General features: G+C 49.6%; 14 protein-coding genes. 2 read left to right on the top strand and 12 right to left on the bottom strand.

Annotation, left to right across the window (positions count from 1 at the left end):
• Positions 1 to 100: 100 nt before the first annotated feature.
• From C557_RS0113615 to C557_RS0113600, 4 genes are all read right to left on the bottom strand, one after another.
• Complete coding sequence (locus C557_RS0113615) at positions 101 to 550, bottom strand: YlbF/YmcA family competence regulator (protein WP_018752428.1); 450 nt, start codon at positions 548 to 550, stop codon at positions 101 to 103.
• An 18-nt stretch (positions 551 to 568) separates the two neighbouring features.
• The gene (gene miaB / locus C557_RS0113610) at positions 569 to 2140 is read right to left on the bottom strand and encodes a tRNA (N6-isopentenyl adenosine(37)-C2)-methylthiotransferase MiaB (protein WP_018752427.1); all 1572 of its coding nucleotides are present in this window, start codon (positions 2138 to 2140) and stop codon (positions 569 to 571) included.
• 520 nt (positions 2141 to 2660) lie between these two features.
• A complete protein-coding gene (locus C557_RS0113605; protein ID WP_018752426.1) occupies positions 2661 to 4067 on the bottom strand; it encodes a HAMP domain-containing sensor histidine kinase in 1407 nt (468 codons plus the stop codon).
• On the bottom strand, positions 4052 to 4735 hold the full coding sequence (locus tag C557_RS0113600) for a response regulator transcription factor (protein WP_018752425.1): 684 nt from the start codon (positions 4733 to 4735) through the stop codon (positions 4052 to 4054). Before C557_RS0113600 ends, C557_RS0113605 begins: the two co-directional genes overlap by 16 nt.
• A gap of 179 nt (positions 4736 to 4914) precedes the next feature.
• On the opposite strand from C557_RS0113600, the gene C557_RS0113595 reads away from it, so the two are divergent.
• Positions 4915 to 5628 (top strand): YceI family protein, encoded by a 714-nt coding sequence (locus C557_RS0113595; RefSeq protein ID WP_018752424.1) that lies wholly within the window; start codon positions 4915 to 4917, stop codon positions 5626 to 5628.
• Between the two features lie 102 nt (positions 5629 to 5730).
• Here C557_RS0113595 and C557_RS0113590 read toward each other — a convergent pair whose 3' ends face one another.
• The 5 genes from C557_RS0113590 to C557_RS0113570 form a co-directional block, all read right to left on the bottom strand.
• The gene (locus tag C557_RS0113590) at positions 5731 to 6588 is read right to left on the bottom strand and encodes a MurR/RpiR family transcriptional regulator (RefSeq protein WP_018752423.1); all 858 of its coding nucleotides are present in this window, start codon (positions 6586 to 6588) and stop codon (positions 5731 to 5733) included.
• Positions 6589 to 6650: 62 nt separating this feature from the next.
• Complete coding sequence (locus C557_RS0113585; RefSeq protein ID WP_018752422.1) at positions 6651 to 7370, bottom strand: hypothetical protein; 720 nt, start codon at positions 7368 to 7370, stop codon at positions 6651 to 6653.
• Between the two features lie 29 nt (positions 7371 to 7399).
• Positions 7400 to 9544 (bottom strand): hydantoinase/oxoprolinase family protein, encoded by a 2145-nt coding sequence (locus tag C557_RS0113580; RefSeq protein ID WP_018752421.1) that lies wholly within the window; start codon positions 9542 to 9544, stop codon positions 7400 to 7402.
• Between the two features lie 212 nt (positions 9545 to 9756).
• Positions 9757 to 11052 carry a transporter permease gene (locus C557_RS0113575; protein WP_018752420.1) on the bottom strand — a complete coding sequence of 432 codons (1296 nt, stop codon included), beginning with the start codon at positions 11050 to 11052 and terminating at the stop codon, positions 9757 to 9759.
• A 231-nt stretch (positions 11053 to 11283) separates the two neighbouring features.
• The gene (locus C557_RS0113570) at positions 11284 to 12633 is read right to left on the bottom strand and encodes an FAD-dependent oxidoreductase (RefSeq protein ID WP_018752419.1); all 1350 of its coding nucleotides are present in this window, start codon (positions 12631 to 12633) and stop codon (positions 11284 to 11286) included.
• A gap of 334 nt (positions 12634 to 12967) precedes the next feature.
• On the opposite strand from C557_RS0113570, the gene C557_RS0113565 reads away from it, so the two are divergent.
• On the top strand, positions 12968 to 13843 hold the full coding sequence (locus C557_RS0113565) for a DUF421 domain-containing protein (protein WP_018752418.1): 876 nt from the start codon (positions 12968 to 12970) through the stop codon (positions 13841 to 13843).
• A 105-nt stretch (positions 13844 to 13948) separates the two neighbouring features.
• Here C557_RS0113565 and pduL read toward each other — a convergent pair whose 3' ends face one another.
• The 3 genes from pduL to C557_RS0113550 form a co-directional block, all read right to left on the bottom strand.
• Complete coding sequence (gene pduL / locus C557_RS0113560; protein ID WP_018752417.1) at positions 13949 to 14521, bottom strand: phosphate propanoyltransferase; 573 nt, start codon at positions 14519 to 14521, stop codon at positions 13949 to 13951.
• 121 nt (positions 14522 to 14642) lie between these two features.
• Positions 14643 to 15509, bottom strand: a complete 867-nt coding sequence (locus C557_RS0113555; protein ID WP_018752416.1) for a 2-oxoacid:ferredoxin oxidoreductase subunit beta — start codon at positions 15507 to 15509, stop codon at positions 14643 to 14645.
• The gene (locus C557_RS0113550) at positions 15496 to 17277 is read right to left on the bottom strand and encodes a 2-oxoacid:acceptor oxidoreductase subunit alpha (protein WP_018752415.1); all 1782 of its coding nucleotides are present in this window, start codon (positions 17275 to 17277) and stop codon (positions 15496 to 15498) included. The genes C557_RS0113555 and C557_RS0113550 overlap by 14 nt, the downstream gene beginning before the upstream one ends.
• Between the last annotated feature and the right edge of the window lie 129 nt (positions 17278 to 17406).

The following is a 17406-nucleotide window of genomic DNA, read 5'->3' as shown; positions in this document are numbered from 1 at the left end:
TATCTTATGTTCTTGATGAAACCATCCACTGCGCTTAAACTCTATTCAAAAAGGTGCGGAGGGCATGCCTTGACATGCCTTTCGCACCGACGAATTCAGCTTATTCCCCGTAACCGGACGTCACCGCCGGTTCGCTGCCGGATTCTACATTGACCTTGCTGGAGACGGTATCTCGAATCACCGAAACGACCAGTTGCAGCAAGTAATTGATATCACTTTGGCTCTGCTGGAACTCAGTGACCAGCGGAATGCCATCGAGTTCATCCTGCAGCTCCTCGATTTCACGTTCAATCTTCTGGACCATCGCCTGGTTCTGGAAGCTTTCAAAAGCGACGATTTCTTTCTGCTTCTTCTTGATCATACTGATCAGCCCTTGCACCCGTTCATGCTGCTGAATCAACTTCTCTGCCTTCTGAAACTGCTGTACTTCCTCGCTTGTTCCGATTAATTCGGCCAGCTCTCTGGCTTTAGACATGATATCTTCACGAATCACCAGCTCCCGGGAATCAAACTTGGGAATGCCGCAATCGCTTTGTTCTTTATGCTCCACCGTTACAACCTCCTTGGACTATGCTAAATTGGCAGTCTCTTGTACCAGATTGCCTTTAATGTACCAAGTCATCGGGTCTGTTATTTCCACATGCACAAAGGTGCCGATTAAATCCTTGTCTCCCTCGAAATGAACCAGCTTGTTGCTGCGGGTGCGTCCAGCCAGCACCTGCGCATTGTTCTTGCTCTCCCCTTCAACCAGCACTTCCACGATCTGGCCTTTCGTTCCGTCATTGCTGCGCCGACTATATTCCGTGATCGCATCGTTCAGGCGAGCCAGCCGGGCCTTCTTCTCTTCCATGGGCACGTTATCTTCCATGGCCGCTGCCGGCGTACCCTCCCGTGGAGAGTAGATGAAGGTGTAGGCCGAATCATAACCGATCTCCCGCACCAATGACAGGGTTTCCTCAAATTGAGCTTCCGTTTCCCCCGGAAATCCTACAATAATATCTGTCGTCAATACGACGTTCGGGATGCTGGCCTTAATCTTCCGCACCAACTCCACATAATGCTCACGTGTATACTTGCGGCTCATTTTCTTCAGCACTTCACTGCTCCCCGATTGCACGGGCAGATGGATGTGCTCCACCAGATTGCCGCCCTTGGCCAACACTTCAATGAGCGCATCGTCAAAATCCCGTGGATGTGACGTAGTAAATCGCACACGCGGAATGTCGATTTGACGAATATCATCCATTAAATTAGCAAAAGTGTAATCCATATCGGTAAAATCCTTGCCGTAAGCGTTCACGTTCTGTCCCAGCAAGGTTACTTCCTTATAGCCTTGTCTTGCCAGTTCCCGGACTTCGGCAATAACGTCATCAGGGCGGCGGCTGCGTTCCTTGCCTCGCGTGAACGGTACGATACAATACGTGCAGAATTTATCACAGCCGTACATAATGTTCACCCAAGCCCGCATCCCTTCCCGCTTCTTCGGCAGGTTCTCGATAATATCGCCTTCCTTGGACCAGACCTCGACGACCATCTCCTTGCTGAAGATGGCTTCCTGAATCAAATGCGGCAGCCGATGGATATTGTGGGTTCCAAAGATCATATCCACAAATCCATGTCTTTGCATGATCCGCTTGACCACGCCTTCTTCCTGCGACATGCAGCCGCAGACGCCGAGCAGCAGGTTAGGCTTCTCTGTCTTCAACCCCTTCAGATGACCCAGTTCGCCAAACACCTTATCCTCAGCATTCTCGCGAATAGCACACGTATTGAGCAGAATAATATCAGCCTGCTTGCGATCCTCGGTGGAACGATAGCCCATTTGCTCCAGCAAGCCCTTGATGGTCTCCGTATCGTGCTCGTTCATCTGACAACCATAGGTTGTAATATTGTAATACTTGCCTTCCCCAAAGCTCTTCATCTCATCGGGAATACTAAAGTCGTAATGAACCTGAATGTCTTCCTTGCCCCGGCGCTTGCCTTGTTTATAGTCAGGGTTGGAATTGATCTGAATATTGCGCCCGCGAATACGATAAGTCGTCTTCCCGTCTTCTTCACTAATCAGCTTGGCATCGCTGAAGTTGAAATATTGGGAATAGTCCTTATCAAGAGGCTTGTTTTGCTGTTTGGGGTCCTTCATCGTTCGCTTCACTTCCTCATTTCGATATCGCTTTATATTTCATGTCAAACCATTGATTCGTTCTAAAATTGCTATATAAGTTGAATCTATGATGACCAATGTTCTTTCGTTCAATTTATATAGTAGCGCGTGCAATCTGCTTCCTGACCCGCCTCGTAATCAATAGATAACGGTTTGAACAACTTCTATAAGCATCAATAAAAAATTATACCATAGGCTTATTGGCGATTCCACAACTCCCGGTGCCCAAAACAGGGCAAACGCTTATGGAAACCGACTCGGCGCCCATTCACGTGCAATCTCCGTCTACTGCCCACTCTCTTGATGCTAGTTCTCGCCAGTGGGAAATCCTCAGATTGTCGGGAAAGGGCGTGACGTACCATTTCTATGGAGAAGAACCCTTATAGGCTAAGGGCTCTTTTATCTGAAATGTACGGAAAACCAACTTTCTCAACAATCTGAAATCCGCCCGTTAATATACGAAAATGGGCTGAATAACGGGTTGAACCCGCACTATTCCTTACTCGGGAGCAAGAGGAAGCCGTAAGCGGAAGATGCTTCCCTGAGCAGAGGTCTGGACAAGCTCCAGTTCTCCTCCTTGGGCCCGCGCAAGCAATTGACTATAGGTCAAGCCCAGACCCAGCCCTCTTGTGCGCAGCTTCTTCTGGGCACCTCGAAAGAATCGATCAAAGATATATGGGACTTCCTGCGGGGAAATTCCGGTTCCATCATCCTGAACTTCAATCATCGCTTTTCCAGATGCAACAACGATACGAACCTCAATCTTTGCCGGAGAAGTTTCAGACTGGGCCTGACGTGCATTGTTGAGCAAATTCAGTACAATTTGCTGAATACGCAACGGGTCTCCAATACAGTGTACCTTCTGTTCCGACAGCGCAAGCTTGACCTCAGCATCTGGAAGCCTGTTTGTCAGCCCCCATTGGTATACAATTTCCGAGATGAGTCCATTCAAATCCAGCTCCACCGATGATATTTGTACATTTCCGGCAGACATGGCGTTGTAATCCAGCAAATCCGCCACCATCCGTTCCAGCCTTCCTGATTCCTGAAGAGCAATGTCCAGAAACTCTCCACTCTCTTCTTCGGTGACGACCCCTTCCCGCACCGCCAGCAGAAGTCCTTTAATCGAGGTAACAGGTGTCTTCAATTCATGTGTAACCCCGGCCAGCGATAACGCTCGCCAGTCCTCAAGCTGTTTCAGGCGTTGGGCCATATCACCAAAGGCATCCACTAATTCTTGAATTTCACGCTCGCTTGTAGCTACCTCCAGATTAATATCATAATGGCCCTCGCGAATTAAATGCGCTCCCTCAGCTACTTGGCGAATCGGGCGACTCAGCTTGCGCGACAGCAAGTAGATCGTCAGCCAGCCCGCCATAATCAAGGTGAACAGGGCGACAAGTGCTATCGTAATTTCATGTGGATTTGAAGCCAAAGATTGCTTCGACAGCAGGAAGGTAACCTGTCCCAATCGAACTCCGTTATGCTGTACGGGAGTAATTACTGCCTTCGTCTGCGGCTCTTCCACATCGGTATAATCCTCATTCATTCGCCGATCGATGATCTCTTGGGTTGTTTCAGGCACAGAGAACAATAGACGCCCCTCCTGATCTGCTATGAACAAGCACAGATCGCCTTGAAAATTGAAATAATCCAGCCGACTCTTCAGGCGTTCATCCATGTTCTGGGGAATCACCAGTTGACCCTCCGTAGACGCAACGTAATCGGCCAGCTCTTGTCCAAGCAGACCGGCGGTTTTTAGCCTGCTATCCATCGCTGTAGCCCGTACGCCATATATGGCGATCAGCCAGATCATCACGAAGCCCACGCACAAAATGATACAATAACGAACCGTCCAATAGGTCAAAATGGAAGTCAGCTTCCGCGGCTTTACTCTCCGATCCAAAATTGATACCCCGTTCCTCGCAATGTGCGTATTTCTCCTGCGTCCGCCTGCCAGTTGGTCAAGGCTTGACGTAATCTTTTAACGGATAAATCAACCGCCCGATCACTACCGTCATAATCATTACCCCATACTTGCTCAATGAGTTGCTCCCGGGTAAAAATCCGGTTCGGATATTCAGCCAGAAAAAGCAGCAGCGCTAAGTCTCGTGGAGTCAGAGATACCTCGGCCGCATTTAAATAAACAGAACGAGAGGCGTAATCCAACAGCAGGTTGCCGAAGTAGCGTTTGCTATCGCCATCGGTCCAATGGGGTCTTCTTCGCAGCACAGCCTGTACCCGGGCAACTACTTCCTCGGGGACAAACGGCTTGGTCATATAGTCATCGGCCCCGTTCTCTAATCCTTCCAATCGCTCCTCCAATTGTCCGAGGGCAGTCAGCATAATGACCGGACACGGACTCTTCGAGCGAATCTGCTTCAGCAGCTCCCAGCCATTCATCCCCGGCAGCATAACGTCCAGCAAGACCAGAGCGTAATCACCTGCTTCAAATTTCTCCATGGCTTCTTGCCCGTCCTTAACTCGGGCAATCTGAAAGCCTGCCTTCTTCAAGTATGCTGCAAGCACACGCGAGATGGCTTCCTCATCCTCCACAATCAGGATCGCCTTCACACGGACCCCTCCAACCTTTTGATAGTGCATAATGTAATCTTTAATTTGACATAGACGTTCCCGTCCTGCAAGGGGAAATAGAAACTTAAATAACAAATTTTAGTTTGACATCTTCCTGACATGTTACTTTGCTAGACTTTTACGCAGAGAAAATAATAAAGCTTTCAGGAGGAACTACTGTGAAGAAAAAAACAATTACTTGGCTGATTACGGGTGTATTGTCAGCAGGCATCATCGGCGGCGGCGCTTATGCTCTGATGAACAATTACTTGGGAAACAACGTTGAGATTGAATCCATCATTCCTGCAAACAATCCTTCCGGCAATAATTCCGAGCAAACAGCCAGTGCATCTGGAGCAGCGATCTCCCAGGATCTGGTGAATGGCAATTGGGAGATTACTGATGACTCCAAGGTGTACTTCTCTGTTACCACCTCTAAAGAAACGGTTAACTTCGTTAACAATGTCGTTAGCGGACAATGGCAGCTTGATGTGAACGACCTGGCTCAAAGTACAGCTACGGGAACTATCGACATGAACACGGTGGACTCCAGCAATGCGCAGCGGGACGAGCATATCAAATCCGCGGACTACTTCGATGTAGCTCAATTTCCGAATGCTATCTTCAAGACATCAAGCTTTGAGGGACTGCCAACAGACTGGACCGAAGGCGCCACCTACGATTTCACCATGACAGGAACATTGAATGTGCGAGGCATTGATAAGGAGGTTACCTTTGCTGGCACAGTCATGTACAAGGATGAACAACTGCTGCTGTCCGGCAGCACAATGGTTACCTTCGACGACTTCGGCTTGGAGAATCCGCATAGTGTTGTGTTGTCTACTGAAAATGACATTCAGGTTCGTCTGGAATTGGCATTAAGCAAATCATAATATAACGATCAACCTGACTCGCTCTTGTATAGATGAAAAAAGAAACGGCCCGCCATGATGGCGGGCCGTTTCTTACTAGTCCATGTTCTAAAAGTCGCGAGATTAATAGTATTCTGTGACGGAGGGGCGGCTGGAGATAATCCCCTCGCTGTCCAGCTTCTTCTTCAAATAAGATTTGTCCGAAGAAATCAGCAGGCTCATGACTGCATCCACGACGAACAAGAAGGTAATATGGTTCGACATCATCGCGCTGTTGTTGACCGACATCTTGTCCGGTACGATGATATTCTTCTCCGCCGCTTCCGTAATTGGGGATGAATCATAACAGGTAATCGCCACCGTCTTGGCCTGATTCATCTGGGCCGCTGACACAGCAGCAATGAGCTCCTGCGTTGCCCCGGAACGGGAAAACGCAATGACAACGTCCTCCGGCGTAGCCTGCGACGCTGCGATCTTCATCGCCCGGCTGTCGCTGCTGGCCTCCGCACTGATGCCGATCAAGGACAGCCGATTCTTAAGGGCCATAGCCGACAGAAAGGAATCGAATATCCCAAAGATATGGATGCGTCTGGCCTGCTTGAGCGCCTCCGCTACATAACGCAGTGTATCCTCGGAGATCATGGCAGAGGTATTGATCACAAGCTCGTTGTAATCAAGCGCCAGCCCGTCGATCGGGGTAATCTCCCGGCGCTCCTTCTTCCGCGTTTGCATTTCCCGGTAGAAGGTATCCTGAGCGATGGCAATCTTGAAATCATTGAAGCCTTTGAAGCCAATCTTTTTGCAAAAACGGTTAATGCTGGTCTCCGAAACGCCAATCTCATTGGCCAGCGCCGTGATCGTATGTTGGGTAATGAACTCGGGATGATGAATGACAAACTGGGCAATCTGATTTTCACCATAAGTAAACTTCTTGTTGAGCGAAATAATTTTTGCAATTACCGCGGGTACTTGCGAAGCCATGACATGTCCTCCTGCTTGTGCGAATACCGCTTCTTCTGAAAACGGTCTCGCGCAATAACGATTTACTTATTATAGCATACGGAGTCCATACTAGCTAAAATCATCTTCCACTTTTTCACATTTCTCGCGAATTGCTCCACCTTGATTTCCCCCGTTTGAATCAAGTACATATGGTCCAGCAGGCTTGGCAAATAGGGAAGTCCAAGCATTTCCTTGCAGAAGGTGTGCGCCGCGATTTCACTGGTCTGCAAGACCGTAGCCTTCCTTCGGAACGGGCCTATTTTACAGCACTCTACCGGCTCCAGAAGCTCATTAGTAAATTGTCCGCTGCGATATTCCAGCCAATGATAGTATTCATGAGCCAAATGAATGTCCACGATTTTTTCAAAGGTAACCGGGCCGAGGGCCCCATTGGCCTCAGCCGCGGTCTGCAATTGACGCAGAGATTCACGGTATACCATAATATGCGGTACCTTCCCGCTCCAATCCAATTGGGCTCGCAGCGCCACCTTCATGGCGCCTGTCCCCGCAGATTCGGCCACCATGAACTCAATACCCGCTTCTCTCAGGAGCATACGGATGTCCTGCCCCTGAAGCGGGCGGGCAGCCTGTCTTCCCGCCCGCAGTGAATGCTTAAGATAATAGCCATATCTGCCGGCGTCCAGCTTATGGAATACCGGGTCCCGCTCCAATTCGGCCAAAGCCAATATTTCGTCGTCAAGCCCTAAAGCGCCAAGCTCGAACATCTGCACCACATTTTCCCCGTTCGCCATCTGCACCATGCACTCTCCCCTCGCTCTAACCCGGCATACTACTGATATGCAACCGCAAGCCAAGCTTCCTCTTCGCTAAGCAGCTCCGTCTCCATGTCCACGATCGACAGCAATTGCTCCTTTGTCTGCATTCCTGTCAAATCCAGCATCTTCTCGCGGAAGAACAAGAAGACCTTCGGAATCGTTGCGTTGGCATCCGAATAAATCGTATGCTCATCGAGAAAAGCAACAAAGCCCTCATCCCGTTGCTTCTTGCTGAACTCCCCATAGCGCACCCCGGCCTGCTTAAAGCGCACAACGCCTTCCCTGTCTACCACACTGACCGAGGTCCGTTTCCTCTTGATCAAGCCAAAAAACGCTTTGCGTACCTCCTCATTGACGAACAAATGCCAACGGCCTGTTTTAGCGGCCAGGAACATGCTATCCGCCGAGGCGTCGATAGAGCTTGCGGCAATAGCCCGCATCTCGGCTTCCGTCATTGCGGCCTGCCCCAAATCCTTGGAGCGAAGCTCCGTCGATCCGGTAGCGATAGCTCGCAAGATGTTCTTCTGATTATCAATTTCAATGGTAACCTCTACCGTTTCCTCGCTGGCTCCGGACTGAACGATTTTTTCCATAATATCACTGCGAATCCGCTTGATGTCCGCCTCCGTGGGATTGATAACCGTGCGTTCGATCTGTTCCTTCACCATGGCCAAGGCCACGCCAATCGTGGAAATGTACGGCGCATTCTTGGCAATCTGCCATTTCATCTGCTCCTTTTCGGCCATGGCCGGAATCAAGACGGCCCCACTGCCTCCTCCGCCCACTAGAGTGACAAAGGATCGGTCCAGCTCATAATCCGCGATCATCTCATTAACCGTCTTCATCGTTTTCTCGATAGCAAGGTCCATGACCTGACGGGCCGCTGCCTCCCCGGATATGCCGAGATGTGCGCCCAAGGCATCCCAGGCCAGACGGGCGCTCTCCTTCCCGGCATAAGCATAGTCTCCCTCGGGAACGTAGCCAAGCAGGTTGGCTGCTCCTGCCAAAGTCAACGAGAATTCCTCTCCGGAGCCGCCTCGAATAATGGCGTATTCCGGGGCGTCACCTTCACGTGGACTGATAAATACAACACCCGCGTTCTGCAGTTGCGCCGGGGAAGCAAAGCATTCATAGGCCTTCCCGGCAATATGGGCGCTTCGCGGACCCACATCGGTAATTCGGCCATCCGCCACGCGGATCATACTGCCGCCTGCGATTCCCAATGTACGAACATCCAGCGATTGCAGGTAAGTGCGGTGTCCGCCGACCTGCGCATTCTGAATCATGACTTTTCCGTTCTTGATGACGGAAATATCTACGCTGGTGCCGCCGACCTCGAAAAAGATACCATCGGAAATTTTCTCGTACATCAACGCCCCTGCAACACCTGCCGCAAGCCCGGAGAGCATCGTCAGGATCGGACGCTTCCGTACCTCTTCGATGCTCATGACCCCGCCATCACAGCGCATGATCATTAATTGAGAGGTAATGTTGGCATTTACGACAGACTTCTCGGTCATATTGGCGGTTTCCATCATTTTCGGAATCAAGCTGGCATTAATGACCGCCGTTCTTGTTCTCGTTCGCAGACCATACAGCTGTGATATTTCATGTCCACCTGTTGCGAACACATCGCGCCTGGCAGCCGCCTGGGCGATAATCAACTCGTTAGCCGGATCATCCACACTATAGGCTTCCGATGCGACGATGACTTCCGCCCCTTGGCCCAGCAACTCATTCAGAGCCTGCTCCACCGTTTCATCCTGCAAATGCCTGGAATCCAGATACGTATGGTAGGTGTGAAGATACTTGCCGGGCGCCAGTTCGATCTGCCCCGGATTAGATTCACTACGCGCACTGAGGCCGTCAATGCCTGCCCCCATGCCGAGGATGCCCACCTTCGCCACATCTCCCTCCAGAAGCGCGTTCGTCGCCTGCGTAGTCCCGTGGGCAATAAAAGCCACATCCTCCGGGGCGATCCCTTTGCTTTGCAGGATGGTCTGCAAAATTTGCACGATCCCCTTGGCTACACCGTCTTCATCATGATGAGTGGTCGGAATCTTCATCTTTTCTATAATTTCAAATGTTTCATTATCCAGGACAACCGCGTCCGTAAATGTCCCGCCGACATCGATGCCTACTCTTACTTTTCTACCCATTTCATGGCTCCCTCCTATCTCTCTACGAGCATGGTGGCCCAATAGGCTCTGCACCGATATGGACATTTACTCGATGCCAATTCATACCGGCTCCCCATCCGTTTTCCCATACTGCTAAATGCTTGCATCCACCGTAAGAAAAACATCTATTGATGTACTACGCGATTATTGAATTGTTCAGCTCCGCTGAAAACTTATAAATTCTATAATCTTTAAAAAACAACAAACGCGCCCCAGATCATCGAGATCAGTACAGCGGTCACCATCCAAGGCAAAGTCCGCTTCAAAATGTCGTTGATATCACTTTTGGTGAAATCCGCTACCCAAACGTTATGCGAGTTGGTAGGGTCGGACACCGCTTGCACGTTGCTGACCACCCGAAGCGCCAGCATAGCTGCAATCGGAGTCATGCCTGCTCCAACAAATAAAGCTGCGATACCGCTTCCCAGTCCCCATACGTTCAAAGGACCACGGTAAATAGCTAATGGCGACAGGATCGTAAAGAACAGGATGTACATGAGTGGGCTTCCCGGCAATACCGACTCGATTAACGGCGAAATAATAGCCGTCACCTGTGGCGCCATAACGGCATTTACCAGAATCCCGATACCAATCATCAATCCCAAAGCTCCGGCTACGTCCTGAATGCCCTCAACCAAAGAGCTGGAAAGTACATGCACCGGACGTTTTGGCCAAGACAAGAGCAGTGTAGCCACCGCGCCAATAATGACAGCGGGCACGATATCCATTTTAAATACGAAGACCATAACTACAGGGACCAGCGGACTGATCAGAGCGATCGTAGGCACCTTCCGGCCATCGGAGGACGGGGAGTTAGCCGGCATCGCCCATGCCTTGCGGCCCTTTCCATCTCGGCGGGCGTAATAGACGATCATAATCATACTGATCACAATCAACGGCAAAGCGGCGATAAGGGTGTAATTAGCGATCGTCGCCACCGGCAGACCCATCACATCCACATAAACCGCCCAGTTCGATACATTAAACAGGACCCCGACGCCAACGGAGGTCAGTAATACAACCGAGGACAGAAATTGGCTAATGCCGGCGGTTAGCATAATCGGAATAATAATGGTACCTACAAGGATAACCATCCCCAAGCCACTTGCGGCGGAGAAGATCACCGAAGCGGTTACAAAGAATAACAACGCGATCAAAATCGGCTTGTCTCCCGCCAACTCTGCGGCCTTGCGAATGATCGCTTTGGTCACGCCTACTTTGTTCAGAATTTGTCCAAACCAGGCCCCGAAGATCAAGCCGGCAATCGCGGTAGATAACCGCATGGAGCCTTGAGCCAAAATCGTCGCACTGATCGTAGCTGTATCAGGGGCGCCTGAAGACCAGGGTACGCCGGCAATCAGTGCAAACAAAATCGCCATGCTGGGCAGCGCCAGAATAGTAGGAAGCTTCCGGGTCATCATTAACACTGCAAACAAAATAAATACGAGTAAAATGCCAATTGCCTGTATCCACATTATCGAACTCATCGTTCAAATCTCCTTTTAGAGGTTGTTCAAAAAGTTGTCTTCCCAGGACGGAGTTGTTCGAGGAGTAATTCGACATCGAATCTTGAATTCACATGCTTCCGAAGTCGTTTTCTCCGAAAACGTGTAGCTCCGCTACTCAGTTCCTGGCTTCCTCCAACCTTCTCGGTCCTGCAAACCCGACTTTTTGAACACGCACTTTTAGTGTTCAAATTGGAGTTGTCCTTCAGCCTCTTATACCTCCAGATAAGCTCCTTGTTCCTTTAATACCTGCTGCACCCTGGCCACGTCCACCTCCTGGACATGCAGATTATGCAAAGCGGCCTGCGCAGCTGCAACCCCGCCCGCATGTCCAATCGCCCCTGTGGTCGGCGTCGTTCTCACCGCAGCTTGGGCTTCAAAGGTAGCTGACAAACAGCGTCCGATAACGATGACGTTATCAAGCGATGGTGTCACAAGACACCGATACGGAATGCTGTACATTCCCCCCCACTCCAACTTCTCATGCTTCGTCCCTTCCCCGTCAGGGTTATGAATATCGATGGGATACCCGGAATGGGCAATCGTATCCTCAAATGCAGTCTGGGAGAGGATATCGGCAGCAGTCAGCGTGTATAGACCGATGATTTGGCGGGAACCTCGGACACCCACAGAAGGGCCGGTTGATTCCACGATAGCGTTTTCAAAGCCCGGTATATATTTTTTAACGAAACGCTCCAATTCCCTGCACTGCTTCCTTCCCTCTGTCTCTGCACGGCTAAGGCTCCAGGCATCTGTTCCGTCATGTCCAAGAATGCGCGTTGTATTCAAAATAACCTCGCCCGGAGTATTGGTCTCAAAAAAGAGGATATCCTCACGCGGGATGGAAATTTCGCCCCGCTCCTTGGCCTTCTGGAACAGGCTGACGAAACCTGCGGTTGACAATCTTGGAGCTTGCTCAATAATGGAGGTATCCCCTTTGTATAGCGGGAAATCCTCCGGATGCGCATGAATATAGGCCTTCACCTTGGCGATATCGACATTGATCATCTTCATTTTCAGCGTCATCGGCTGCATGGCTCCATCGCTTTCCCGCCCTTTGGTAAAAGCTGCTCCAGCACGCACGGACAGATCTGCGTCACCTGTGGCATCTATAAAAACCTTGGCCGCAAGCTTGCTTAAGCCAGACTTATTGCATACGGTGATCTCAGTGACTCGCTGATCCTTGGTGTGCACCTCCGCCAGCATCGTGTGGTACAGAATTTGCCCTCCATTTTCCAAAATCATAGATTCCAATTCCACCTTAAGTGCCTCGGCATCGAACGGGGTAACCGAATACGTGAATCCTACGGTGTCGAAAATATGTCCCGGCGATTTGCCTATTCTTCTCAACCTGTTGATCAACTCATTGGTTAAGCCTTGTATAGCCAGCTTCTCCCCAGCGTGAAAGGTCATCATAGGCCCTACGCCATTCGCCGTCAGAGTACCACCCAGATAACCCTGTGATTCTACGATCAGCGTCTTTGCTCCTGATTTGGCGGCCGCTACGGCAGCCATGACGCCGGAAATGCCACCTCCCACGACGATGACATCCAATGCTTCCATCTGCTTAACTCCTCCTTGTTTGTGATTTGGCTGTTTCATGTGTACTAAATTAACAGAACAAATTCTCTTTGTAAATGATTATGTTTATTTTTTTCTTAATATCCGTTAATTTAGAAAATTATTTTCTTTACTTATTGATCTCTAATTTTTATACTGTGTAATAGGGTAATGTATACGTTTTATTCGTGAAGTTTATAGGTTAAAGGAGTCGAAGTTGAGCATGGACAACTATTGGAGCGAAAATCCCATATATTGGATTTGTTAAAAGCTTCTCTTTTCGCAAATAATCAACATATATTTCCAAGCTCTTCCCCGTTGAGAAAGGAGCATATATATGCCAATATGGGTAGAGATCATCCTGCGTACGTTGTTAGCGGCGGTGGTGCTATTTATCATCACCCGGCTGCTCGGCAAGAGGCAAATCTCCCAGCTTAGCTTCTTTGAATACACAACTGGCATCACGATAGGCAGTCTTGCAGCTTATATCTCCCTTGATGTCGATGTCGAATGGTATATTGGGCTGGTAGCAGTAGGTGTCTGGTTTCTCATTTCCATTAGTGTGGAATATGTGCAGCTTAAGAGCAAACGATTTCGAAGCTGGATTGACAGCTCAAGCACAGTCTTGATTCAGGATGGAAAAATATTGGAGGGTAATTTAAAAAAAGAACGACTCACCAATGAGGAACTACTGGAGCAGTTAAGGAAGAAGAGCATCTTCAAAACAGCTGAAGTGGAATTTGCCGTAATGGAACCCGATGGACAAATCAATGCTTTGTTGAAAACAGAGCATCAGCCTCTCACCCCCGCACAGCTTGGGCTTAAGGTGCCCCCGGAGCCGGAGCCACAGACTATTATTCTTAGCGGCAACATCATGAACGAGCCCATGGCCGCTCTCGGGCTTAGTCACCGCTGGCTGAATAACGAGCTCAAGAAGCTGGGCGTCTCACTTGAACAGGTCAACCTGGGACAAGTTGACGCTTACGGCCAATTCTACGTCGACCTTTACGATGATCGGATCAATATTCCGCAGCCTCAGGAGCAAGCCTCTGTCCTGTTAGCCCAGCTCAAAAAATGTGAAGAGGTGCTGCAATCATTGGCCCGCTCAGCCACAGATGATAGAACCAAGCAGCTTTATGGAAATTGTTCGTCCACCCTTGAGCAAGTCATTGATCAAATGAAGGGATTGTCCAAGCAAATGCCGCAGCATTAGAGCTATCCCCGGATCATCAGACGTATGAGCAAAAAAAGGACTGGCCTTCGGCGAATATAGCGCCAAGGCCAGTCCTTTACTTATTTAAATCATATTGTTGGCTGATTAATCAATGATTTCAGCCGTATCGCCCGTTTTGGCACCTGCTGCATTGGCTTCATCTGTATCGATGTGCATATCCAAGGAAAAGTTGTCCGATACGCGGGCAATAACATTCTCCAATACGAGACCACGCTCCCCACTCAAACGAACCTTCAGCAATTGCTTGTCCTTAATGCCCCATTTCTCAGCATTCGAGGTATGAAAATGGATGTGGCGGGCGGCGACAATGACGCCCTCCTTCAATTCAATCTCTCCGGCTGGACCTTTCACAGTAATTCCAGGCGTTCCATCAATATTCCCGGATTCGCGAACCGGAGCCTTTACACCAATTGCAAAGGAATCTGTACGGGAAATTTCCAATTGGGAAGCCGGACGAGCCGGGCCCAAAATACGAACCTTATCAAATTGCCCTTTCGTTCCGATGACAGCTACCTGCTCATTGGCAGCAAATTGGCCAGGTTGCGACAAAGGCTTAAATTCAGTAAGCTGATATCCTTGTCCAAACAAGATTTCGATATGCTCCTGGGTCAGATGGATATGACGTGCAGATACGCCGACAGATACAATTTTGCTCATGTCTACTAACACTCCTCGTATATTCTCTATATCGTTAACAATTGACATCGCTCTTCATTATACACCTATTGCCGCCAAAAAGGAAAAGACGTCCATGGGAAATGGACGCCTTTTTGATCAATTATCTAAATTCTGCTACAAGATTGTCAAACTCAGGCTCAGGTAAAGCTAAGGATTGATGAGCTAGCGGCTCCTTCCTAAAGCCATGCACCAAGTCCTCATAGCTCTTTCTCTCCTTATTCTGATAGATCAGGCCGGTAATCATGCTGCCTGTCTCCATCAGCTTGGTCATCGCCAAGGCACGGTTACCGGGATCATAATCCGGGATCGTATCGAGATTAACGATGTTCTCCTTGAACCAATCATAGGTATTCACCTTATTAAAGGTGACACAGGGGCTGAACACATTGATTAAGGAGAAGCCCTCATGTTGAATTCCTTGTTCAATTAATGAGATTAATTGCTTGATATCGCTAGAGAATGACTGGGCTACAAATGTTGCGCCCGAAGCCAGGGCAATTTCCAGTGGAGACAACGTAGATTCAATGGAGCCTTCCGGCGTACTCTTCGTCTTGAAGCCCTCTCCACTGCGCGGAGAAGTTTGCCCTTTGGTTAATCCATAGATCTGATTGTCCATTACGATGTAAGTGATATTAATATTGCGGCGTATGGCGTGAATGGTGTGCCCCATCCCAATGGCAAAGCCATCCCCGTCGCCCCCCGAGGCAATGACGGTCAGGTCCCGGTTAGCCAGCTTCACCCCTTGGGCAATGGGCAGCGCACGTCCATGGATACCGTGCAGACCGTAGGCGTTAATATAGCCCGAAATTCGGCCGGAGCAACCAATACCGGATATGACGGCCAAATTCGTTGGCTCCAGACCGACATTCGCCGCTCCCCGCTGGATAGCAGCCTGGATGGAGAAATCACCGCAGCCCGGGCACCAGTTCGGTTTTACATTATTGCGGAACTCTTTAAAGGTTGCCATTTCTAACCAGCTCCTCCTGCGTTTTGGCTTGATCCGAGACGGCTTTCAGGCACTCTTTATAAACTTCCAAAGGAAGAAAAGGATTTCCATCATATTTAAGAATGTTAACCAATTTATTATGATACCCAACATTTTGCTTGATCAGATTGGCCAATTGGCCGGTGGCGTTATTCTCCAAGATAGCGACCTTCTTTGCCTTGACGATCTGCGGCAATACCTGCTCCGTCGGAAACGGATGCATCAAACGAACCGTCATATGGTTAGTGGTCACTCCAGCCTCAGCCAAGCGCAATCGTGCCTGATCAATCGTACCGCCAGTGGAACCCATACCGATAATAAGCAAATCAGGTTCAGTATGAGGCGCCTGCAAATGAACCGGATCTTTCACTTCTAATTGAGTTAGCTTCCGCAAGCGTTTATCCATCATCTTCTTCCGGTTAACCGGACTTTCCGATGGGCGTCCCGACTCATCATGCTCCACCCCGGTAACATGGTGGATTCCGTTCTTCTCTCCTGGCAGAACACGTGGTGAAATGCCATTCTCAGTAAGTGCATAACGGTTAAATATGCTGGAATCATCGCGATCCGGAATGTCCTTCACCAAATAACCGCGGTCGATCGTTACCTGATTGTAATCCAGCGGTTCACAGGATTGCTTGCCCAGGGACAACTGCAGGTCCGTAGCCACAATGACTGGCACCTGATATTTGTCCGCCAGATTAAATGCCTTTACCGTATCGTAAAAGCATTCCTCAATCGAGCTTGGCGCAATGACGATTTTCGGAATTTCCCCGTGAGTTCCATAAATTAGAGCATTGATATCGCTTTGCTCCTGCTTGGTTGGAAGACCGGTGCTCGGTCCACCACGCTGTGTATCCACGATGACGACCGGAGTCTCTGTCATGCCAGCCAGACCAATCGCCTCCATCATCAGAGACAGGCCGGGGCCAGCCGAAGCAGTCATCGTTCTCACACCTGCATAGCTGGAGCCAATCGCCATCGTGATGGCCGCAATCTCGTCCTCCGTTTGCACCACAGTTCCGCCGTATTTAGGCAGCTTCTTAATCAGGTATTCCATAATTTCTGAAGCTGGCGTGATGGGATAAGCACTCATAATCCGGCATCCTGCCGCAACGGCTCCCAAACCGATAGCATCATTCCCGATCATGAACAGCTTCTGCTTGCCGTCCGCAGGCCCAAGCCGGAATTCTTCCAGCGGCCCGCCTGCAAGCTCTAACACGTACTCCGCGCCTTGCTTCACGGCTTCAATATTTTTCTCCACGATGGCTTGGCCTTTCCGGCCGAACTCTTCTTCCACAGCTTGATTAAAAACGTCCAGCGGAAGTCCGAGCAACGCCCACGAGGCTCCGGAAGCAACCATGTTTTTCATTAATGATGTGCCCAGTTCTTCAGCTAGCTGCGTAATCGGTACCGGGAACAAACGAGCCTTCTGGCCTTCCGGAACCGTTGGATTAAACTTGGCGTCGGCCACGATCACCCCGCCGCTACGAAGCTCATGCGCATTTAAATCGATACTTTCCTGGTCAAAAGCGACTAAGATGTCCAAATCGTCGGAAATTGCACGAATCGGCTTGGTACTGATCCGTATCTTATTGTTGGTATGCCCTCCTTTAATTCGAGAGGAGAAATGCCGATATCCATACAGATAGTACCCCAACCGGTTTAAGGCCGTCGAGAAAATGCGATCCGTACTTTCAACCCCTTCACCTTGCTGACCACCGATCTTCCAAGACAATTGATTAATCAAGATCGCCCACCCCTTTAATCGTATCGCAATGGAAAAAAGAATATAAACGCGAAATTTTGTGAACATTGTGTTTCAGATTCATGTCAATTTTATGTCGCGTCCGTATAAAAAGCAAGCGTTTTCTCGCCT

The sequence above is a fragment of the Paenibacillus sanguinis 2301083 = DSM 16941 genome (genome assembly GCF_000374825.1).
Classification (GTDB): Bacteria; Bacillota; Bacilli; order Paenibacillales; family Paenibacillaceae; genus Fontibacillus; species Fontibacillus sanguinis.
Note: the sequence above shows the minus strand (reverse complement) of the source record. Positions and strands in the feature narration are given on the sequence as shown.